The following is a 20570-nucleotide window of genomic DNA, read 5'->3' as shown; positions in this document are numbered from 1 at the left end:
AACGACCTCAGAACATTCAGTCTCAGAACATTCAGACTCAGTACAATCAGAGCGAGACCAACAATCATGAAAAAGCGCGTACTGGTGACTGCCGTAGCGGCGACGACGTTGGCAGTCAGTTCGATGGCACAGGCCGATGTGAAGATCGGCTTTCTTGGTGGCTTTACCGGCGGTATCGAGTCAATGACGCCGGGTATCTTCGATGGTGCCGAGTTGGCAGCTGCCCAGGTCAACGAGCAAGGCGGAATCCTCGATGGACAGAAGCTGGTGATGCCCACGGGTGATACCACCTGCGCCGATGCATCGGCGGCATCCAACGCGGCCGATCGCATGGTCAACACTGAGCAGGTGACGGCGATTGTCGGTGCGCTCTGTACCGGCGCAACCATCGCGGCAGCCAACAATGCCGGTATTCCCGGTGGTGTAACCATGGTTTCTCCGGCCTCGACAGCGCCGGCAGTGACTGAGCTCGACGACAACGATCTGGTCTTCCGCACGGTGACGTCCGATGCCTATCAGGGGCAGATGCTGGCCAAGTTGCTGCTCGACAAGGACATCACGGAAGTGGCGGTCACCTACGTCAACAATGACTACGGAAAGGGGCTTTCCGAAGCCTTCAGCGCCGCCTTTGAAGATGGTGGTGGCTCGGTACTGGAAAACCTCGCCCACGAGGAAAACCGCGCCAGTTACCGTGGTGAACTGGGCACGCTGTCCGCCACCGGTGCTCCGACTCTTGTTGTTCTGGCCTACGCTGACACTTCTGGACAGACCGTACTGCGCCAGGCCTACGAGAGTGGTGTCTTCACTCAGTATGTAGGCGCCGATGGCATGGTCAGCGACAGCATTGTCGAGGCAATCGGTGCTGATGTGCTGGATGGAATGATCGCCACACGCCCAGGCAGCCCGGACCTTCCAGGCACTGACCTTTACGCCGAGCAGGCCAGGGCTGCCGGTTACGATCCCAGCGCGGTGTTTGCGCCTCAGGCATACGATGCCGCCTTCCTGCTGGCGTTGGCTATCCAGAAGAACGGCAGCGCCGATCGTGAGGGGGTGTCGGAAGCCCTGCGCAGCGTGTCGTCACCACCGGGTGAAGTAATCTTGCCTGGTGAATGGGAGAAGGCCATTGGCTTGCTCGCCGATGGCAAGGACATCAACTATGAAGGCGCTGCCGGGACCCAGGACTTCGACGAGAGCGGTGATGTACCCGGCGTCGTCGAGGAAATGGTGATCGAGAACGGCTCCTTTACCGTCAAGGGCTTTGTCGAGCCTGATGCCTGATGGACAAGCCCAGCCAGCCCCAGCAAGGGGCTGATTGGGCATCAACCTCACGAGCGACGAGCTGCACAGTGCAGCTCGTCGCTCGTAGCTTCACATCAACCATGATGCTTGACCTTCTCCGGTAGCAATCCCTTGGGTGCGACACGCAGCACGATGGTGATCAGTAGCCCGATCACCAGTACCCGGGCCTGGAGGGCGCGGCTTTCGAGGTTACTGGGTAATTCCCAGCCGAAGTTGTTGTGGCCGACGTTAGCCATGATCTCCATCAGCCACAGGGCCAGCGGCTCGGACATCACCCAGATGATATACACCGCCACGGCGCCGAGAATGGTACCGAAGTTGTTACCGGGACCGCCGAGAATCACCATCACCAGCACCAGGAAGGTATGGTTGAGGGGCAGGAAGCCCTGAGGATCGAAGATGCTGTTGAAGCTGCCGAGGGCGGCACCGCCGATGCCGATCAGGATGCAGCCCAGCACAAAGATCTCGAGACGGCGGCGGTTGATGTTCTTGCCCATTGCCGCAGACGAAACTTCGTTATCACGAATGGCGCGAATCATCCTGCCCCAGGGGGAGTTATGGGCGCGCTGCAGTAGGATGAAGAACGCCACAATCATCAGCGCGGTGACGGACAGGTAGGCTGCCCTCGCCAGGGTGAATCCCAACTCGGCGGGGCCGGGGACCGGCCAGGGAAGCGGGGATACGGTCGCAGTACCACGCGTCAGCCAGTCGGCATTCTTGAGAAAGGCCTTGATGATCTCGGCAATACCGAGGGTGGCGATAGCGAGGTAGTCGCTACGCAGCCCGAGACAGATATGCCCGATGAAGTAGCCGACCCCTCCGGCCAGCGCGCCACCGATGACCCAGCCGACCCAGACCGGCAGCCCGAAGCCGCCGATGAAACCAGCCTGACTCTCGATCTGATCGGCCACTTCACGGAAGTGGGTGATGGCCACCATGTACAGCACGATGCCCAGTACCACGGTGATTACGGTCCGCAGGCGTTTGGGAATGCCGATACGATGCAGGCGTGATGCGCCGATGACCACCGCGATGGCGATGATGATCCACAGCAGAGCCATACCCAGTTGTCCCGGCAGGTCGCTATCCCAGAAGGCCTGATTGACCGGCACGGTAAAAGTCATTGCCGAAAAGCCACCCAATGCCACGAAGCCCATGACACCCGCATTGAACTGGCCGCCATAGCCCCATTGAATGGTCAGGCCGAGGGCAAGAATGGCGTAGCAGCTGGCTTCTACCATCATGCGTGTACTGTAGGCCGGCCCCATGAACAGGAAGACGGCTCCCACGGCGAGTGCCACCGCGGTCAGCATGATCAGCTCGCGGAACGGGAAGGTGCTGGTCGTCTCATTGACTGCCTCGCGGCGGTGAAGATTCTGGTTGCTCATCAGATCACCTTGCCCTTGAAGATACCGGTCGGACGCCACACCAGGATGGCGACGAGAATGAAGAACGGCACTACGATCTTGTATTCGGTACCGACGAACGCCAGATTGCTGGGCAGTTCCAGCCATGTCGGCATGCTGTCGCGGAAGGGACGCAGCAGCACATTCCAGTTGAAGACCGCCAGCGTTTCGGCGAAGCCGACCACAAAGCCTCCGGCGATGGCACCAAACGGTTGGCCGACGCCTCCGACGATGGCAGCGGCAAAGATCGGTAGCAGGATGTGGAAGCTCAGGTCCGGCTTGAAGGTGACATCCATGGCCAGCAGGGTTCCGGCGATCGCGGCCAGGCCGCCCGCGAGTATCCAGGTGACGGCAACAATCATGTTGGTGTTGATACCGGAGGCGCGGGCCAGGTCCGGGTTATCGGACATCGCGCGCATGGCCTTGCCCAGCCGGGAGCGCGACAGAAACAGGTGCAGGCCGATAACCGCGAGGATGGTCAGTGCAAACAGATAGAGCTGAGGCTCAGTGATTACCACTGGCATCCTCACCCCTTCAATGGGCACGGCGATGCGGAAGATCTCCTTGCGGTCATCGACGTACAGGCTCTGGCCTCCAGTGCCGGCGAACAGGCGAATCAGCCCCTGCAGAATCAACGTCACTCCCAGCGACCCAATCACCATCACTATCGGCTTGACGCCATGAGCACGCAGTGGGCGATAGAAGATACGGTCGATGGTTACTGCCAACAGGGCCGTGAGTATGATCGCCAGTGGCAGCATGATAATCGCCGTGGGGATCCCCAACGCTGCCCCGGCACCAGGGAACATGGTGGTCAGTAGTAGCACCATGAAGGCGCCAAAGGTCATCATATCGGCGTGGGCAAAATGGGCAAAACGCATGATGCTGAACACCAGCGTAATGCCCACCGCGCCAATCGCATAGATCGAGCCGGTGACACTGCCGGCGATCACTACGTTGTTGATGAAGAAGACGAACTCGTTCAAGGCGAAATCTCCGCTCAGAGGAGGGCAGCATCAGCCGCCGAGGAAGCTGCGGGCGACATCCGGATCTGCCAGCAGGGCCTGGCCGGTATCGGTGAAGCGGTTCTGGCCTGCGGCAAGCACAAAGCCCTTGTCGGCGATGCCCAGCGCCTGGCGAGCATTCTGCTCCACCATCAAGATCCCGACGCCGGTGGCATTGATTTGCTTCACACGGTCGAAAATTTCCTGCATGTACTTGGGCGACAACCCGGCCGTGGGTTCGTCGAGCAGCAGTAGCTTCGGTTCAGCCATCAAGGCGCGGCCCATCGCCACCATCTGGCGTTGTCCGCCGGATAGCTCTCCAGCAGGCTGATGGCGCTTCTCGTAAAGTGGGGGAAAGAACTCGTAGATATTCTGCAGCATGCGTCGAGTATTGGATGCCTTGAGAAAGGCGCCCATCTCGAGGTTTTCCTTCACTGTCAGGCTCGGGAACACATTGTGTTCCTGAGGGACGAAGCCCATCCCCAGCTCGACCAGTCGGTTGGTCGCGAGGTTATGGATGGGTTGGTCATGGAAGAGGATGGTTCCTTGTGTGACGTGTAGCAGGCCGAAGATGGCCTTGAGCATGGTCGACTTGCCCGCCCCGTTGGGGCCGACAATAACGCCGATCTCGTTGGCATCGATGGTCATGTCCACCCCGTTGAGGATGTTCATGCCGCCATAGCCACCTTGCACGGCCTGTGCATCAAGTAGAGGCATGGTTGTTGTCTCTGCGTTATCGGGAACCGCCCTCGTGGGTAGGTTCCGCTTGTTGTTGTGACGTTAGCCTTGTTGTGACGTTAGTCGTCATTTGTTGTGAACGGAGCCGGTTGGCTCAGGCGGCTCCGGCTCCGAAATAGGCCTCAATGACTTCGGGGTTGTTCTGGATTTCCTCGATCGAACCTTCAACCATGACCGAGCCCTGCGCCAATACGATGACCGGGTCGCAGAGCCTGGCGATCATATCCATATCGTGTTCGATCACCAGGAAGGTGTAGCCGAGCTCGCGGTTAAGACGCTCAATGTTGCCCACCAGGTCGCCGAGCAGAGTGCGATTGACCCCCGCGGCGATCTCATCGAGTAGTACCACACGTGCATCGGTCATCATGGTTCGGCCCAGTTCGAGGAGCTTCTTCTGGCCACCCGAGAGGTTTCCCGCCAACTCATTACGTACATGATTGAGACCGATGAACTCGATCACTTCCAGCGCGCGCTGCTTGATCTCGCTTTCCTGTTCGCGCACACGATGTGGCGCAAGCCAGACACTCTTGAGCGATTCGCCCGCCTGGTTCGGCGGGACCATCATCAGGTTTTCCAGCGCCGTCAGGTTCGAGAATTCATGAGCGATCTGGAAGGTGCGTAACAGGCCCTTGTGGAAAAGCTCGTTGGCCGGACGGTTGGTAATGTCCTCACCGTCCAGCAGCACCTGACCGCTATCGAGTGGCAGTGAACCAGCGATGATATTGAACAGCGTCGACTTGCCTGCACCATTGGGGCCGATCAACCCGGTAACCGAGCCTTGTTCGACCTGAATCGAACAGTCGTTGATGACATGCAGGCCACCGAAGGCCTTGTTGACATGACGCACATCGATTATGGGAGTCATAGCGTCCATCAGTCCTGAAATATTGTTGTTGGTTGTGTGAGTGCCCAGGTGCCGATCAGTTGGTCAATTCATGTTCCACTCGCTCCCCTGGGACTGGCAAGAATACGGCTTGCGGCAAAGGCTCCGACGATGATTATCGCTCCCAATGTCGGCAACAGATAACCCTCAATCCATGGCAGCGCCCGCAGAAATACGAAAGCTACACCGGTGGGGGCGACGAAGCGGATCAGTAGTCGCCACAGGCGCAACCAGTGCGAATGAGTATGCATCTCCCTGGTCGATTCGGTTGGGGTTAGTGCCCAGCCGGCGAACAGGGCTGTCAGTAGCCCACATAGCGGCAGCGTGACATGACTGGTCATTTCGAAGACGTGGAATGCGGAAGAGCCGAACCACTGGTGGAAGAGGCTATCGGTTTTCCACAGATTGAAGCTGAACACCGTGGCCAGCCCCAGTAACCAGGCCAGTGTCACCACCAGGCCGGTAGCGAGAGGTCGGGCCAGCTCGAAACGTTCGACCAGCCAGGCAGCGACCGGCTCGATAAGCGACACTGCGGAACTGGCGGCAGCCCCCAGCACCAGTACGAAGAACAGGCTGCCGAGCAGAGCACCATAAGGCATGGCGGAGAAGGCCAGTGGCAGCGAGATGAACATCAGTCCCGGGCCTGCGTCAGGGGGCAGGCCTGCTCCGAACACCAGCGCGAAGATGGCCAGACCGGCGAGTATCGCGATGAGGGTGTCGATCAGAGCGATACTGAGCGCGGTCACCGTCAGTGATGACTCGCTGGACATGTACGCGCCATAGGCCATGATCGCGCCCATACCGAGGCTCAGGGTGAAGAAGGACTGACCCAGGGCTTCCAGCCAGCCTGTCAGGCTCAACTGGTCGAAGTTGAAGGACAGCATGAACTGCGCTGCGGCAGACATGTCTCCGACCGAATTGGCGTAGAACAGAATCAGCAGCAGGATGACCAACAGCAGTGGCATCACCAATCGAAGAGCGTTTTCCAGGCCCCGGTGAATGCCTCGCGCCACGATAAGCGCGCAACCGGCGATGAACAGGGTGTGATACAGCGTCAGTAGAGCCGGAGAGGTGAGTAGCGCTGCAAAGTCCCGTTGCAGGCTGGTACTGGTACTGTTGCGTAGAGTGCCTGTGAGCATTTCAGCCAGGTAATGCAGTGCCCAGCCGCTGATCACTGAGTAGAAGCTCAGTACCAGAATCGCTGAAAAGGCACTCAGCCAGCCAATCGACTCCCAGCCACGTGAAGTACCGTGGCAGCGTGTCAGAAAGCGCATACCCATGATCGGACTTCGCCGACTGCTGCGCCCAAGCAGTATTTCGGCGATCAGAATCGGGGTGCCGATGGTCAGGATACAGATGAGATAGACCGCGATGAAGGCTCCGCCGCCATGTTCGCCAACCAGATACGGGAAGCGCCATAGGTTACCCAGCCCTACCGCCGATCCCACGGCAGCGAGCAGAAAGGTGCCCTTGTGCGTCCAGACGTTATCGGTACTCATTGCTGGGTCCGTTGGCGTGATAAACGTGCCAGTCCTTCTTGTTTGAGTCTGGCTCGCCAATTGTCCGGGTACAATACTCGGATGCCCCCACTTTGCGACAACTGCACGCTATATGGCTAGTCGTGGAGCGTTAAGCCCTCGTTGGCGGAGGGGGCTGGTGGTATTGGCTGTGATGACGTCGGATTTTTCGAGAGGGGAGAGCCGGGCGGGGTGTCCGGCATGGTGCTGGCACCCCAGGGCTGAGTGAAGACGGCTCAGGTCTGCATGGAAAGAGCACAACTGGATCACCGGCCACAGGGGGTGGCCAGTGATTCGAGATAGGGCGGAGGGGATTATTTGCCGGCGACGTGAGGAGCAAGTGCCCGCAGGTTGTCAGGGAGACGCACCGTATCACCGATGCCCAGCTCTCCGGTATTCTTGGTACGCTCGCCAGTGCGTACCGAAATCAATGCTACGACATTGCCGATACTGACATCCTCGACACGGGCTTCGACGCGGACACGTACGGAGTAGCCGTGATAACGGCCAGCAATGATGCTGCCGATATGTGCAGTCGGATACTCGTCGGGCTTGTCAGCGAAGTACTTCTCGACGCTGTCTGCGCCTGGGTCGTCCCATTCGACATGCTTGTGCATGCAGGATGCTCCTTGTTTTTCAATGATCAGGCTCGGTCAATGACCAAGTATGTCATAAGCATAGCCCCAAGCCACACGTGTTGCTGTGCATCGTGCATCCTTCCCACGAGACTTCCCGTCCAACGCAACCGGAACGCTGGACGGGAGCGAGGCGTTACTTCTTGCCGGCGCGCTTGCGTTCGTTCTCGGTCAGGAACTTCTTGCGCAGACGGATATGGTTGGGAGTGATCTCGACCAGTTCGTCATCATCAAGGAACTCGATGGCCTGCTCAAGGGTGAAGCGGACCGGCGGCGTGAGCACGATGTTTTCATCGTTACCAGAGGCGCGCATGTTATCCAGCTTCTTGCCCTTGGTCGGATTGACGACCATATCGTTGGCACGGTTGTTGATGCCAACCAGCATGCCTTCGTAGACCTCGGTGCCGTGATCGATGATCAGCTTGCCACGCTCCTGCAGGGCATACAGTGCATAGGCCAGGGCCTTGCCGGGAACCATGGACACCAGCACTCCGTTGCGACGCTCGATGGATGCCTCGGGACGCAGGGCGCCATAGTGAACAAAGCGGCTGGTAAGGATGCCGGTACCGGATGTCAGGGTCAGGAACTGACCACGGAAGCCGATCAGACCGCGTGCCGGGATGATGAAGTCGAGACGCACGCGTCCCTTGCCATCCGGGTTCATGTTCTTGAGCTCACCCTTGCGGTAGCCGAGCTCTTCCATGATCGAGCCTTGGTGCTGCTCCTCGCAGTCGATGATGACTTCTTCGTACGGCTCCTGCTTCTGACCGTCGATTTCACGGATGATGACTTCAGGGCGGCCAACGGCCAACTCGAAGCCTTCACGACGCATGCCTTCGATCAATACCGAGAGGTGAAGCTCACCACGTCCCGAGACAATGAACTTCTCCGGTGAATCGCCTTGCTCAACGCGCAGTGCAACGTTGTGGATCAGCTCCTGATCGAGACGGTCCTTGATATTGCGGCTGGTGACGAACTTGCCATCCTTGCCGGCGAAGGGAGAGTCATTGACCTGGAAGGTCATGGACACGGTCGGCTCATCGACAGTCAACGGCGGTAGGGCTTCGACGGCGGCAGGGTCACAGATGGTGTCCGAGATGGCCAGATCATCAATACCCGTGATGCAGACGATATCCCCTGCAGTGGCCTGCTGGGTCGGAACCCGCTCGAGCCCCATATGGGTCATGACCTGACCAATCTTGCCACGGCGAGACTGGCCTTCCTTGTTGACGACCACGACCTGCTGGTTGGTCGACATGGCGCCGCGAGAGATGCGGCCAAGACCGATAACGCCGACATAGCTGGAGTAGTCCAGTGCCGAGATCTGCATCTGCAGCGGGCCATCGAGCTCAACCTTCGGCGGCTCGACGATATCGACGATCGACTGGAACATCGGAGACATGTCCTCGGCCAGTTGATCAGGCTCGGGACCAGCGATGCCATTGAGGGCAGAGCAGTAGATGATCGGAAAATCGAGCTGCTCATCGGAAGCACCGAGGTTATCGAACAGGTCGAAAATCTGGTCGATGACCCAGTCAGGGCGAGCGCCGGGGCGATCAATCTTGTTGACGACCACGATCGGGCGCAGGCCCTGGTCGAAGGCCTTCTGAGTGACGAAACGGGTCTGCGGCATGGGACCATCAACGGCATCGACCAACAGTAGAACCGAGTCGACCATCGACATCACACGCTCGACCTCACCACCGAAGTCGGCGTGCCCGGGGGTGTCGACGATATTGATGTGGTAGTCCTGACCGTCAGGAGAGCTCCAGCGGATCGCGGTGTTCTTGGCCAGGATGGTGATGCCACGTTCCTTTTCCTGGTCATTGGAGTCCATGATCCGCTCTTGACCTTCGGCCTTGCGGTCGAGGGTGCCGGACTGACTGAGCAGCTTGTCGACCAGGGTAGTTTTGCCGTGGTCGACGTGAGCGATGATGGCTATGTTGCGAAGATTCTCGATCACGACGCGATCCTGCTGGGAAAATTGGGGCAGCATTATAGTGCCTGGGCCGTTACGGCTACCAGTTCTATAGTGGCTCATTTTTGCGGGAATCCAGAACTATCAATGGATTCAGCGGACTACATGGAAACTGAAAACGCGATAAATGTCGCGAATGGTCGCTTTTTGGCTCCTTCGAGTAGCGAAGGCATCCGTTTCTGTCAATATGGGGAAGTGTGAGGGCGGACCAATCAGCGTCACATGGTATCGAGTTTGAGCGCCATCTGCAGGTGCTTGCAGTTTTTTCTGCAGTTCTTTCTTTCCACTTGTCAGTTCATTCTTTCTGTTCGGCTATATGCCTTGGGTAACGATATTGGCTCGGCACGCCTTCAGGCGCATGGCGAGATCCTCCATGGCGTCATCTTCCAGCTTCGGGTCGAAGCCACCCAGGCGGTCAAACCAGGTTCGCTCTACCCCCAGTGCCCGGGCTGAGTGGTGAGAGTGCCAGCGTAGCCAGTTGGCCAGTCGGCGTTGTAGTGGGTGCATTTCGATCAATGGATTGCCGTTGATCGAGTTCATGCACTCAGCAAGATCGGCGCGTTCCTCTGCTGCAGCCAGCATCCGCGCTACCCAGCAGGAATCAAGGGTATTCTGGCAGAAGCCGAGCATATGTCCTTGACTATGGGACGCGCCCATATTCAGGCGTTGGCCAAGTGTCGTGTGTCGGCAGCGAACAACTCGGACGTCGCTGCCGATCAGGTCATGATTGTGCTGATCAAGAACGCCATCGTCTACCAGCAGTATCTCGCTTCTGCCATGGTCAGAAGAAAGGCGGGTAATACTGGCGAGTATCGAGGAAAGCGCACTTCCCGTGGACCTCGCATCGATGATCAGGCTTGTTTTCAAGATGACGCTCCGAGCTGGCCGGGTCGGCCACCGGGATGATCGGATGTTACGTAATGAAGTGTATCCTTGTGTTGCGTTTGGTGCCAGTCGAGAGCACGACAAGAGATAGTTTACATTCGGAATACGCGGAAGTGTCGATAGCACTACATTGGTGCGACATAGGGGGCGAGGCACTATATTGGTGCAGATTGTCGGGTGTTCGACACCGTAAATTGGACCTATCTGCCATATGAACCATTGTGGAGCAATTTTGGCCATAGTAATTTTTTCATGAAAATCATCGAATTGCTGATTATTGTCTTCACGATGGTGCAGACTTGGCATGGTGCCTGCATTATGACTGTCAGTGTCATCGTGTCGCGCATGTCGCCGTGGGCAGTCGCCCGGGGGCGTGCTACAACAGTTCCAGTACCCCGAAAGAAGCAGGGAATATCCCTACTCTGGAGTCGGTGACATGTTATTGCCGATTCGTCGCAAGACTCGAGTTACGACACAAGTTCAACGTGGAGGACCACATGTCAGATAAGACGCTTGCCCTGATTGAAGAACATGATGTGAAGTGGGTTGATCTGCGCTTCACAGATACTCGCGGTAAAGAGCACCATGTCACCATCCCCGCTCGTGACGTGGATGAGGAGTTTTTCGAGAATGGCCAGATGTTCGATGGCTCGTCGATTTCCGGTTGGAAGGGCATCAACGAATCCGACATGATCCTGCGCCCGGAAGACGGTACTGCTTACCTGGATCCGTTCACCGAAGATTCCACCGTCGTGCTGGTCTGTGACATCATCGAGCCAGCGACCATGCAGGGCTATGAGCGTGATCCGCGCTCCATTGCCAAGCGTGCCGAGGCCTTCCTGCAGTCCGCTGGTCTGGGCGATACCGCCTTCTTTGGTCCAGAGCCTGAATTCTTCATCTTTGATGAAGTGCACTGGAAGTCCGACGTTGAAGGCGCGATGTACAAGATTTCGTCCGAGGAAGGTGCCTGGGCGACCGACCGTACCATCGAAGGTGGTAACCTCGCGCACCGTCCGCGCGTCAAGGGTGGCTACTTCCCGGTTCCGCCGGTCGACAGCTTCCACGATATGCGTGGCGCGATGTGTAATACCCTCGAGGCCGTTGGCCAGAAGGTCGAAGTGCACCACCATGAGGTGGGCAACGCGGGGCAGAATGAGATCGGTGTTGCCTTCAACACTCTGGTCAAGAAGGCCGACGAGGTTCAGGCCCTGAAGTACGTCGTGCATAACGTGGCCCACGCCTATGGCAAGACCGCGACTTTCATGCCCAAGCCGCTGGTTGGCGATAATGGTAGTGGCATGCATGTCCACCAGTCGTTCTGGAAGGATGGTGTCAACCAGTTCGCTGGCGACCAGTATGCCGGCCTGTCGGACATGGCGCTGTACTACATCGGTGGTGTGATCAAGCACGCTCGTGCCCTGAACGCCTTCACCAATGCCTCGACCAACTCCTACAAGCGTCTGGTGCCGGGCTTCGAAGCACCGGTTATGCTGGCCTACAGTGCCCGTAACCGCTCTGCCTCCATCCGTATTCCGTATACCTCCAGCCCCAAGGCCAAGCGTGTTGAAGCCCGTTTCCCGGACCCGACTGCCAACCCTTACCTGTGTTTCGCGGCGCTGCTGATGGCGGGTATCGACGGCATCAAGAACAAGATTCATCCCGGCGATGCCATGGACAAGAATCTGTATGACCTGCCTCCGGAAGAAGGCAAGGCCGTGCCGACCGTGGCCGAGAGCCTGGACCAGGCTCTGGCGGCGCTGGATGCGGATCGTGCCTTCCTGACCGAAGGTGGTGTGTTCACCGACGATATGATCGATGCCTACATCGAACTCAAGTTCGAGGATGTCGAGCGTATTCGCATGGCGACTCACCCGATCGAGTTCGATATGTACTACAGCTGCTGATCCGTTTGCGCTCCTTTAGGGAGCGCTCTGCGGCAACAGTCCTGCAAACCGGCCCCGCCAGATAGGCGGGGCCGGTTTGCGTTTGAGGCTAGCGACAGGGGTTAGCGACAGGGGGTTGGCGACTGGTGTTCGCGACCATTGCCGATCGTCACCAGTATCAGCACGGGTGCTCGACACTGGTGCCGTGTCAGCGTGGTCCAGCTCCTGAGGTACAGTTCTGTTGCCCCAGAGCAGTACGGTGGCTCTCGCGCTGCACCATATGAGTGCACTAAGATGGTGCGTATAACGCTCTGTACGCCGTGCTGGTGTTCTGCCGTAGAGAAGGTCAGGGCGCTTGTCTGGGGTGTTGATGCGCCTGGTTGTGGTTTTGAAGGCTCGTCGAGTCTGTTCTGGCAAGCATGGCCCACTTCTTGCAGTGTTATCTCCGCTACAGAGACGTGACATCTGAAGGCTTGGCCACGGCATGGAAGGCAATGAGTCGGCTGGGTTGTCACCTGACGGGAATCAACATGACGCAAGGCATCACTGAACACCTCACTACCGCTGTACTGTTGCTCGACAGAGAGCTCAAATTGACGTGGATGAATCCCGCGGCTGAGTCACTGTTGGCGATCAGTCTGACGCGCATGGATGGTCGCAGCCTGCCCGAGTTGCTGGGCGGTGAGGAAGACATCGCGGAGGTGTTGTCCAGGGCACGTGATGCGCTGCACCCCTATACTCAGCGCGAAGCCCGAATTTGCCTGAACGGCGGCGAACCGATGACGGTTGATTACACCGTAACACCGCTATCGGAAGACGAATTGCTGTTGGAAATGGAGCCGCGTGACCGCCTGCTGCGCATTTCACGCGAGGAAGCCCTGCAGTCGCGTCAGGAAACCATGAAGGTGCTGGCGCGAGGGTTGGCTCATGAAGTCAAGAATCCGCTGGGAGGCATTCGTGGTGCGGCCCAGCTACTCGAGCGTGACCTTGAGGGTGAGCCTCAACTGAAGGAGTTCACCCGCATCATCATCGAAGAGGTCGATCGTCTGCGCGACCTGGTGGATTCGATGTTGGGGCCCAATCGCATCAGTCGCAATGAGCCACTCAATATCCACCGTGTGCTGGAACGAGTGCGTTCGTTGCTGTTGGTCGAGCAGCCCGGTGTGACCATGGAGCGCGACTACGATCCTAGCCTGCCTGAACTGCACGGTGATGAAGCACAACTGATTCAAGCGGTGCTCAATGTAGCGCGCAACGCGGTGCAGGCGATCACCGAGTCCGAGACGCCGCAACCAACGCTGCAACTGCGCACGCGTGCGCGGCGCCAGTTTACCCTTGGCAGCCGCCGTCATCGCCTTGTCTGTGAGCTGAGCGTGATCGATAACGGTCCCGGCATTCCGCAGGAGCTGCGCGAAACCCTTTTCTACCCCATGGTGTCAGGCCGTGCAGAGGGCAGTGGACTGGGATTGTCCATTGCTCAATCGATCCTGCATCAACACCAGGGCCTCATCGAGTGCGAATCCGAGCCCGGGCGCACCGAATTCCGACTGCTGATTCCGCTGGAGAAGCGTCATGACTGATGCTGCACGCATTGTAATCGTCGATGATGATCGTGCCATTCGCTGGGTGCTGGAGCGCGCCCTGGCGCAGCCCGATCTCGATGTAGAAACCATTGATCGTGCCGATCGTGTTCTCGACCGCTTGTTGCAGGACCCGCCTGATGTGCTGGTGACCGATATTCGTATGCCCGGGATCGATGGCCTCGATCTGTTGTCGCGAGTACAGGAGGTGCACCCTGAGCTGCCGGTGATTGTCATGACCGCGCACTCGGATCTGGATAGCGCCGTCGCATCCTATCAAGGCGGAGCGTTCGAGTACCTGCCAAAGCCGTTCGATGTCGATGAAGCGCTGGCGTTGGTACGTCGCGCGGTGGCACATGCTCGCGAGCGTCAGCGCCCGGTGTCTGTTCCAGAAGGTATGGATACCGAGATCATCGGTGAAGCGCCGGCGATGCAGGAGGTCTTCCGAGCCATCGGTCGCCTTGCCCATTCGCATATCACGGTGCTGATCAATGGTGAGTCCGGCACCGGTAAGGAGCGTGTAGCGCGAGCACTGCACCAGCACAGTCCTCGTGCAGGGCAGCCCTTCATTGCCCTGAACATGGCGGCAATTCCCCGTGACTTGATCGAGTCGGAACTCTTCGGTCATGAGAAGGGAGCCTTTACCGGTGCTGCGGCGCAGCGTCAGGGACGTTTCGAGCAGGCCAATGGCGGTACCCTGTTTCTCGACGAGATTGGTGACATGCCTGCCGAGACCCAGACTCGCTTGTTGCGTGTGCTGGCAGATGGCGAATTCTATCGCGTCGGTGGACATACTCCGGTCAAGGTTGACGTGCGCATCATCGCCGCAACCCATCAGAACCTCGAAACCCTGGTCGACGACGGACGTTTCCGTGAGGATCTTTTCCATCGTCTTAATGTGATTCGGGTTCACTTACCGCGTCTATCCCAGCGGCGTGAGGACATTCCACGGCTGACTCGGCACTTCCTTGCCGAGGCCGCTCGTGAGCTGGCAACTGACGTCAAGGTATTGACCCCTGAAGCGGAAGCTCACCTGACGCGCGTCGACTGGCCCGGTAATGTACGGCAGTTGGAGAACACCTGCCGCTGGCTGACGGTGATGGCATCCGGTCGTGAGATCCTCGTCGAAGATCTACCGCCGGAGTTGTTGGGCGGGGAAAGCAGTATTGCTACCGGAGATTGGCGAGAAGCCTTCCGCGACTGGGCCGATCATGCCCTGGCCGCCGGCCACACTCATCTGCTCGAGGAAGCCGTACCCGACTTCGAGCGTATCCTGATCGAGACAGCGCTCAAGCACACCGGAGGCCGCAAGGGTGAAGCCGCCGAGTTACTGGGCTGGGGCCGCAATACCCTGACCCGAAAGCTCAAGGTATTGCTGCCCTCGCTGGCGGAGGATTGAACGAGAGGCGAGAGAAAAGAAGCAAGAAGGAAGAGGGAAGAAGTACCCCAACCCCCCCGAGTTTCCAGACTGTGAGCACTGGAGTAGCCTCGTGGTTCGCTACTCGAGGTTTGGGGTGTGTCTTCTCTCTTCTACCTTCCCTTTTCTACCTTCTCCTTGCCCTTACCTGTCGACCGCCTCCGTCCGTTCCTTCAGCCACTCCAGTGCATCACCGTCGAGATGAGGCGCAAGGCGCTGGCGAACTTCGGCGTGATAGCCGTTGAGCCACTCGATTTCGCCGGCATCCAGCAATGCCAGGTCCAGGCAGCGAGTATCGATGGGGCAGAGCGTCAGTGTCTCGAACTCCAGGAAGTCGCCGAACTCACTCTCGGGAGCGGCGCGGTTGGCCACCAGGTTCTCGATGCGCACGCCCCACTGGCCGGGACGATAGACGCCGGGTTCGTTGGAGGTGATCATGCCCGGCTGCATGGCAGTATGTGCGGCGACCGATGCCCCGGAGCTGATCACCTGTGGTCCTTCGTGGACGTTGAGGAAATAGCCGACACCATGGCCGGTACCGTGGCCATAGTCGCGGCCGGTGGCCCATAGCGGCGCACGGGCAATCGCATCGAGGCGCGGGGCGGCGATCCCCAGCGGGAAGCGCGCACGAGACAGGGCAATCATGCCCTTGAGCACCAGGCTGCAATCCTCGCGTTGGGCGGCGGAAACCTGGCCTACAGGCACCATGCGCGTGATGTCGGTGGTACCGCCGTAGTATTGACCACCAGAGTCGATCAGCAGTAGGCCGTCACCCTCGATCACCGAATGTGCTTCTTCGGTGGCATGGTAGTGAGGCAGGGCACCATTGGCATTGAAAGCGGCAATGGTATTGAAGCTCTCGCAGAAAAAGCTTTCGGCGCGCTGGCGCTGTTCACGAAGACGCTCGTCGATGGTCAGTTCGGTGACTTTTTCTCCTGCGGCCAGGCTTTTTTCCAACCAGGCGAAGAAGCGGCACAGCGCGATACCATCGATCTCCATGGTCTGGCGTACCCAGCTCAGCTCATGGTCAGTCTTGCAGCCTTTGGCCAGGGTGCTGGGCTGGAAGGCCTCGACCACCGGCATGGCGTCGGGCAGTGCCTGGCGAGTGCCGACTGACAGGCGTGCCGGATCGAGCAGTATTCTCTGGCTGGTCGGCAGTGCCGCCAGGGCGCTGGACCAGTCGCTGTAGTCGGCGATCTGAATGCCGTCTCTGGCCAATGCCTCGCTCAGAGTTGGGTCGATCTTGCCAGGGGCGACGAATAGTGTGGCAGTGTCGCGACCGATCAGCATGTGCGCTAGAAATACCGGATTGAAGCCGACGTCGGCGCCCCGTAGTTGGGTCAGCCAGGCAATATCGTCGAGTGTCGAAATCAGGTGCCAGTCGGCGCCATGCTCCGCGATGGCGTCACGCACTCCGCTCAGGCGCTGGGCGCGGGATTCGTCCAGGTACTGAGCAGCATGCGGCTGGATGCTGGCGGTAGGCAGTGCCGGGCGCTCGCCCCAGATCTCATCGAGGAGGTCGAGGTCGCCGCGTTGCTTGATGCCGGCACCACCGAGAATCTCGTCCATTTGACGAGCATGGGCCAGCGACACGACCTGGGCGTCGTAGCCGATCGTGGCGCCAGCAGGCAACTGCTCTGCCAGCCATTGAATCGGCGCGGCTGCCTGGCCCTGGGTCAGCTTCATCATTGCGATGCCAGAACCGGCCAGTTGGGTTTCAGCCTGCACGAAGTAACGGCTGTCGACCCATACGCCGGCGTCCTGCTGTGTGATCACCAGTGTGCCCACCGAGCCGTCGAAGCCTGATAACCACTCGCGACCGGACCAGTGCTCTGGCAGGTATTCACTGTGATGGGGATCACTGGAAGGCAACCACCAGGCATCGATGCCATGGCGTTGCATGGCTTCACGCAGGGCTGCGAGACGGCTGGCTGCTACAGGTGCAGGTGACATGCTCAAACTCCGGATCAGACTGTGGCTTCGACGCCGCCTTCATTGGTGGCGCGGGGTCGATTATACGGTTGTGCGTCAGCATGCGCTTGAACACTGGAACGAGCAACATCGGGAGGGCGGCAAGGATCACCAGCGTTGTGGCGGTAGATCAGCGCCATCACCAGCTCACTATCGGCGCTTGAGGCACATGAAGCTGGCCCTGGTAGCCAGTAAGGCATGTCCGCGGAAAGGTTCATGGGGAATACAGCAGTAGGCGATATATTGCGGAATTATCTACTCTGAATCAGCGGTTTGAAAAACAACATGATCACAACCGCGGCGATAGGCTTTCCGCTCCTCACAACAATACCGCTCACCAGCGGAACAAGGAGAACGACATGCCAGCTATGTTTCCCAGGAGCTATCTCAAGCGTTATCTCAGCCTGCCACTGGTGGCCGCGGGGCTCGCGGTTTCCACTCCTGGTCTGGCGTTACCTATTGACGAGTGCATCGCACCTGCTGATCCTGGTGGTGGTTGGGATTTCACTTGCCGTAGCGTCGGTAAGTTGCTGACGGATCTCGAGCTGACGGATGGGTCTGTACAGGTTACCAACATGCCCGGTGGCGTGGGAGCCGTGGCATTTTCCAATGTCGCCGGCAAGCGTGCCGCTGATAGTAACTTGATCGTTGCCACCAGTACCGTTGGGATGACCCAGATCGCGCAAGGGCGTTATCCGGGAGATGCCGATACCATGCGCTGGCTGGGTATGTTGGGCACCGATGTCGGAGTGATTCTGGTCGATGACCAGAGCCCTTATCAGGACCTCGAAGAACTCCTCCAGGATATTGTCGAAGATCCGAGTGCTCTGGCCGTGGCTGGCTCCAGCGGTGCCGGTGGTTGGGACCATATCCGCGCGTTGATGCTGGCCGAAGCTGCTGGACTGGCGAGTGAACAGATCGGTCAGCTGCGTTGGGTGCAGTTCGACGGGGGCGGCCCCGCCGTGACCCAGATGATGGGCAATCATGTGGATGTGGTGTCCACCGACCTGGGAGAAGTGGCCGGTTTCATCGAGTCCGGTGATGTTCGGGTACTGGCTGTCCTGTCCGAGGAACCGCTACCGGCGCCTTTCGATGAATTGCCCACTGCGATCGAACAGGGGTATGACGTGACCGGCTACAACTGGCGCGGGTTCTACACCGGGGGCGAGGTTTCCGATGAGGATTACGCGGCCATGGTCGATACACTCCAACAGTTGTATGACAGCTCCGAGTGGAAGGACGTCGCAGCGCAGAACGGACTGGTGCCACTATGGCGTGGTGGGGACGAGTTCTCGAACTTTGTGCAGGAGTCGATTGATCGCGTCGAGGAGATCTCCCGTGATATCGGGGTTATCCAATGAGTGAGCTGGGTCACCCCGACGCTCAACAGAATCGCCGGTCGGCTCCGGTCGGCGATCGCATTGCCGGTACTGTGCTGCTGGTTCTGGCGGTCGCCGCCTGGTGGCATTCCCATGCCTTTGTCACTGGCTTCATGCAGCCGGTGGGCCCCGGGGTCTTTCCACGCCTGGTCAGCGTGCCGTTGGCGGTGCTGTCAGGCTATCTGCTGTTGAGGCCTGGCTTCAATGAGCGATGGCCAGACAAGGCCGGACTGGCGCGTCAGCTGGCAGTACTGGTGTTGTTGGTTGCATATGCCGCTTTGTTGGAGCCGTTTGGTTTTATACCGGTATCGCTAGTGGGAACCGTTCTGTTGGTGCGATTGTTTGGTGCCGATTGGCGTCAGGCATTGATGGCTGGCATAGGGCTGTCCATAGGACTGTATCTGCTTTTCGAGTATGCCCTCGGCATTCCGCTACCGGATATGCCCTGGCTGGGAGGCGAGTGATATGGAGACTCTGGATTTTCTCGCCCATGGCTTTGCCGTCGCCACTCAGCCCGAGCATCTATTGCTGGCGTTGATTGGTTGCGCGGTGGGCACTCTGATTGGTGCCTTGCCCGGCCTGGGGCCCGTCAACGGCGTCGCCTTGATGATTCCACTGGCCTTCAATTTCGGCCTCGCGCCTACGGCGGCGTTGATCCTGCTGGTCAGCGTCTACTATGGCTGCATGTATGGTGGGCGCATCAGCTCGATTGTGCTCAATATTCCCGGTGATGAACCGGCGATGATGACCACTCTGGATGGTTACCCCATGGCGCTCAAGGGGCGCGGAGGCGAGGCGCTGGGGTTGTCGGCAGTGGCCTCCTTCGTCGGAGCGACTCTGGCCACCATCGGATTGACGCTGTTTGCGCCGCTGCTGGTTGCGGTAGCGATCAAGTTCGGGCCCGCGGAATACTTCGCGCTGTTCATGTTGGCCTTCGTGACCATTGGCGGAGTGACCAGCGGCAGTTTTGCCAAGAGCTTTATCGCCGCCTGTCTGGGCCTGTTACTGGGCACCGTCGGCGTTGAACCGGTGGCGGGAGTGGCGCGTTTCACTTTCGGCACCTACGAACTGTATGACGGTATCGACTTCATCGTTGCGTTGGTCGGGTTGTTTGCGATCTCCGAGTGTTTGCTGTTTCTCGAAACGCGGCATGATGCTGATAAGCCGCACATGCGGCTGGGGTCCGCCTGGCCGGGAATGAAGGCGTCGCTGCCGTGTGCCGGTACCATCGGCCGTGGTTCGGTAATCGGTTTCGTGGCAGGCGTGTTGCCGGGTGCCGGGGCGTCGCTGGGCAGTTTCCTTGCCTACATGCTCGAGAAGCGTTGGTTGGGCCGCAAGGGTAATTTCGGTAACGGCGATCCACGCGGTGTCGCAGCACCGGAAGCGGGCAACAATGCCGCAGCCGGGGGCGCATTGATCCCGATGCTGTCGCTGGGGATTCCCGGGAGCGGCACTACCGCCATTCTGTTGGCATTGTTGCTGTCGATGAATATCACTCCCGGCCCGTTGCTGTTTGCCCAGCAACCGGACATGGTCTGGGGGCTGGTGGCGGCGCTGTTCATCGGCAATGTCATGTTGCTGATTCTCAATGTGCCGCTGGTCGGGCTGTTTGCGCGAGTGCTGCAGGCTCCGAGGTGGTTTCTGATGCCGATGGTGGTATTGATTGCCTTCGTTGGCGTTTATTCGCTGAACAATAGCCCCTTCGATCTGTACATGATGCTGGCGTTTGGTGTGCTCGGCTATGTACTGCGCAAACTGGAGATACCCACTGTACCGGTGGTGTTGGGGCTACTGCTCGGGGGGCAGATGGAGTTCAACCTACGCCGCGCAATGTCGATCAGTGGTGGAGACTGGAGCATTCTGATCAACAGCGGAATCTCCATCGGCATCTATGCCTTTGCCGCGACACTATTGGTGGCTGGGCTGGTGTACTCGCTGTTGCTCAGGCGGCGCCTCGGTTGAACTATCCGCTGCGGTGACCAGCGACAGTCGCGC

The 20570-nt window shown here is 58.9% G+C and carries 16 protein-coding genes; 7 read left to right on the top strand and 9 right to left on the bottom strand.

The window, feature by feature from the left end; genetic code table 11:
* Nucleotides 1–63 precede the first annotated feature (63 nt).
* Nucleotides 64–1278, top strand: a complete 1215-nt coding sequence (locus AR456_RS19350) for an ABC transporter substrate-binding protein (RefSeq protein WP_035588575.1) — start codon at nucleotides 64–66, stop codon at nucleotides 1276–1278.
* A gap of 95 nt (nucleotides 1279–1373) precedes the next feature.
* Here the strand turns inward: AR456_RS19350 and AR456_RS19345 are convergent, their stop codons facing one another.
* From AR456_RS19345 to AR456_RS21390, 8 genes are all read right to left on the bottom strand, one after another.
* Nucleotides 1374–2687 (bottom strand): branched-chain amino acid ABC transporter permease, encoded by a 1314-nt coding sequence (locus AR456_RS19345; protein ID WP_021819240.1) that lies wholly within the window; start codon nucleotides 2685–2687, stop codon nucleotides 1374–1376.
* Nucleotides 2687–3691, bottom strand: coding sequence for a branched-chain amino acid ABC transporter permease (locus tag AR456_RS19340; protein ID WP_021819239.1), 1005 nt, complete (start codon nucleotides 3689–3691; stop codon nucleotides 2687–2689). Before AR456_RS19340 ends, AR456_RS19345 begins: the two co-directional genes overlap by 1 nt.
* Before the next feature lie 30 nt (nucleotides 3692–3721).
* Complete coding sequence (locus tag AR456_RS19335; protein WP_021819238.1) at nucleotides 3722–4426, bottom strand: ABC transporter ATP-binding protein; 705 nt, start codon at nucleotides 4424–4426, stop codon at nucleotides 3722–3724.
* A gap of 115 nt (nucleotides 4427–4541) precedes the next feature.
* Complete coding sequence (locus tag AR456_RS19330) at nucleotides 4542–5312, bottom strand: ABC transporter ATP-binding protein (protein WP_021819237.1); 771 nt, start codon at nucleotides 5310–5312, stop codon at nucleotides 4542–4544.
* A 68-nt stretch (nucleotides 5313–5380) separates the two neighbouring features.
* Nucleotides 5381–6829, bottom strand: a complete 1449-nt coding sequence (locus AR456_RS19325; RefSeq protein WP_021819236.1) for a sodium-dependent transporter — start codon at nucleotides 6827–6829, stop codon at nucleotides 5381–5383.
* A 332-nt stretch (nucleotides 6830–7161) separates the two neighbouring features.
* On the bottom strand, nucleotides 7162–7464 hold the full coding sequence (locus AR456_RS19320; protein ID WP_021819235.1) for a hypothetical protein: 303 nt from the start codon (nucleotides 7462–7464) through the stop codon (nucleotides 7162–7164).
* Nucleotides 7465–7618: 154 nt separating this feature from the next.
* Complete coding sequence (gene typA, locus AR456_RS19315; protein WP_031207983.1) at nucleotides 7619–9445, bottom strand: translational GTPase TypA; 1827 nt, start codon at nucleotides 9443–9445, stop codon at nucleotides 7619–7621.
* A gap of 327 nt (nucleotides 9446–9772) precedes the next feature.
* Entirely contained in the window at nucleotides 9773–10327 is a 555-nt protein-coding gene (locus AR456_RS21390; protein ID WP_155829277.1) for a glycosyltransferase family protein, read from the bottom strand.
* 515 nt (nucleotides 10328–10842) lie between these two features.
* On the opposite strand from AR456_RS21390, the gene glnA reads away from it, so the two are divergent.
* From glnA to ntrC, 3 genes are all read left to right on the top strand, one after another.
* Nucleotides 10843–12249, top strand: a complete 1407-nt coding sequence (gene glnA / locus AR456_RS19300; protein ID WP_021819231.1) for a glutamate--ammonia ligase — start codon at nucleotides 10843–10845, stop codon at nucleotides 12247–12249.
* Between the two features lie 509 nt (nucleotides 12250–12758).
* Nucleotides 12759–13808 (top strand): nitrogen regulation protein NR(II), encoded by a 1050-nt coding sequence (gene glnL, locus AR456_RS19295; protein ID WP_031207982.1) that lies wholly within the window; start codon nucleotides 12759–12761, stop codon nucleotides 13806–13808.
* Nucleotides 13801–15207 carry a nitrogen regulation protein NR(I) gene (gene ntrC, locus AR456_RS19290; RefSeq protein WP_021819229.1) on the top strand — a complete coding sequence of 469 codons (1407 nt, stop codon included), beginning with the start codon at nucleotides 13801–13803 and terminating at the stop codon, nucleotides 15205–15207. The genes glnL and ntrC overlap by 8 nt, the downstream gene beginning before the upstream one ends.
* A 162-nt stretch (nucleotides 15208–15369) precedes the next feature.
* Here the strand turns inward: ntrC and AR456_RS19285 are convergent, their stop codons facing one another.
* On the bottom strand, nucleotides 15370–17178 hold the full coding sequence (locus tag AR456_RS19285; protein ID WP_021819228.1) for an aminopeptidase P family protein: 1809 nt from the start codon (nucleotides 17176–17178) through the stop codon (nucleotides 15370–15372).
* 377 nt (nucleotides 17179–17555) lie between these two features.
* On the opposite strand from AR456_RS19285, the gene AR456_RS19280 reads away from it, so the two are divergent.
* From AR456_RS19280 to AR456_RS19270, 3 genes are read left to right on the top strand one after another with little or no spacing between them, the layout of a single operon-like run.
* A complete protein-coding gene (locus tag AR456_RS19280; protein ID WP_021819226.1) occupies nucleotides 17556–18557 on the top strand; it encodes a Bug family tripartite tricarboxylate transporter substrate binding protein in 1002 nt (333 codons plus the stop codon).
* Nucleotides 18554–19039: a tripartite tricarboxylate transporter TctB family protein gene (locus AR456_RS19275; RefSeq protein WP_021819225.1), complete on the top strand. Its 486-nt coding sequence runs from the start codon at nucleotides 18554–18556 to the stop codon at nucleotides 19037–19039. The genes AR456_RS19280 and AR456_RS19275 overlap by 4 nt, the downstream gene beginning before the upstream one ends.
* A gap of 1 nt (nucleotide 19040) precedes the next feature.
* Nucleotides 19041–20537 carry a tripartite tricarboxylate transporter permease gene (locus tag AR456_RS19270; protein WP_021819224.1) on the top strand — a complete coding sequence of 499 codons (1497 nt, stop codon included), beginning with the start codon at nucleotides 19041–19043 and terminating at the stop codon, nucleotides 20535–20537.
* The last annotated feature ends 33 nt before the right edge of the window (nucleotides 20538–20570 follow it).

The organism is Halomonas huangheensis (genome assembly GCF_001431725.1).
Taxonomy (GTDB): domain Bacteria; phylum Pseudomonadota; class Gammaproteobacteria; order Pseudomonadales; family Halomonadaceae; genus Halomonas; species Halomonas huangheensis.
The sequence above is the reverse complement of the archived record's forward strand: the minus strand, read 5'-3'. Positions and strand labels throughout refer to the sequence as shown.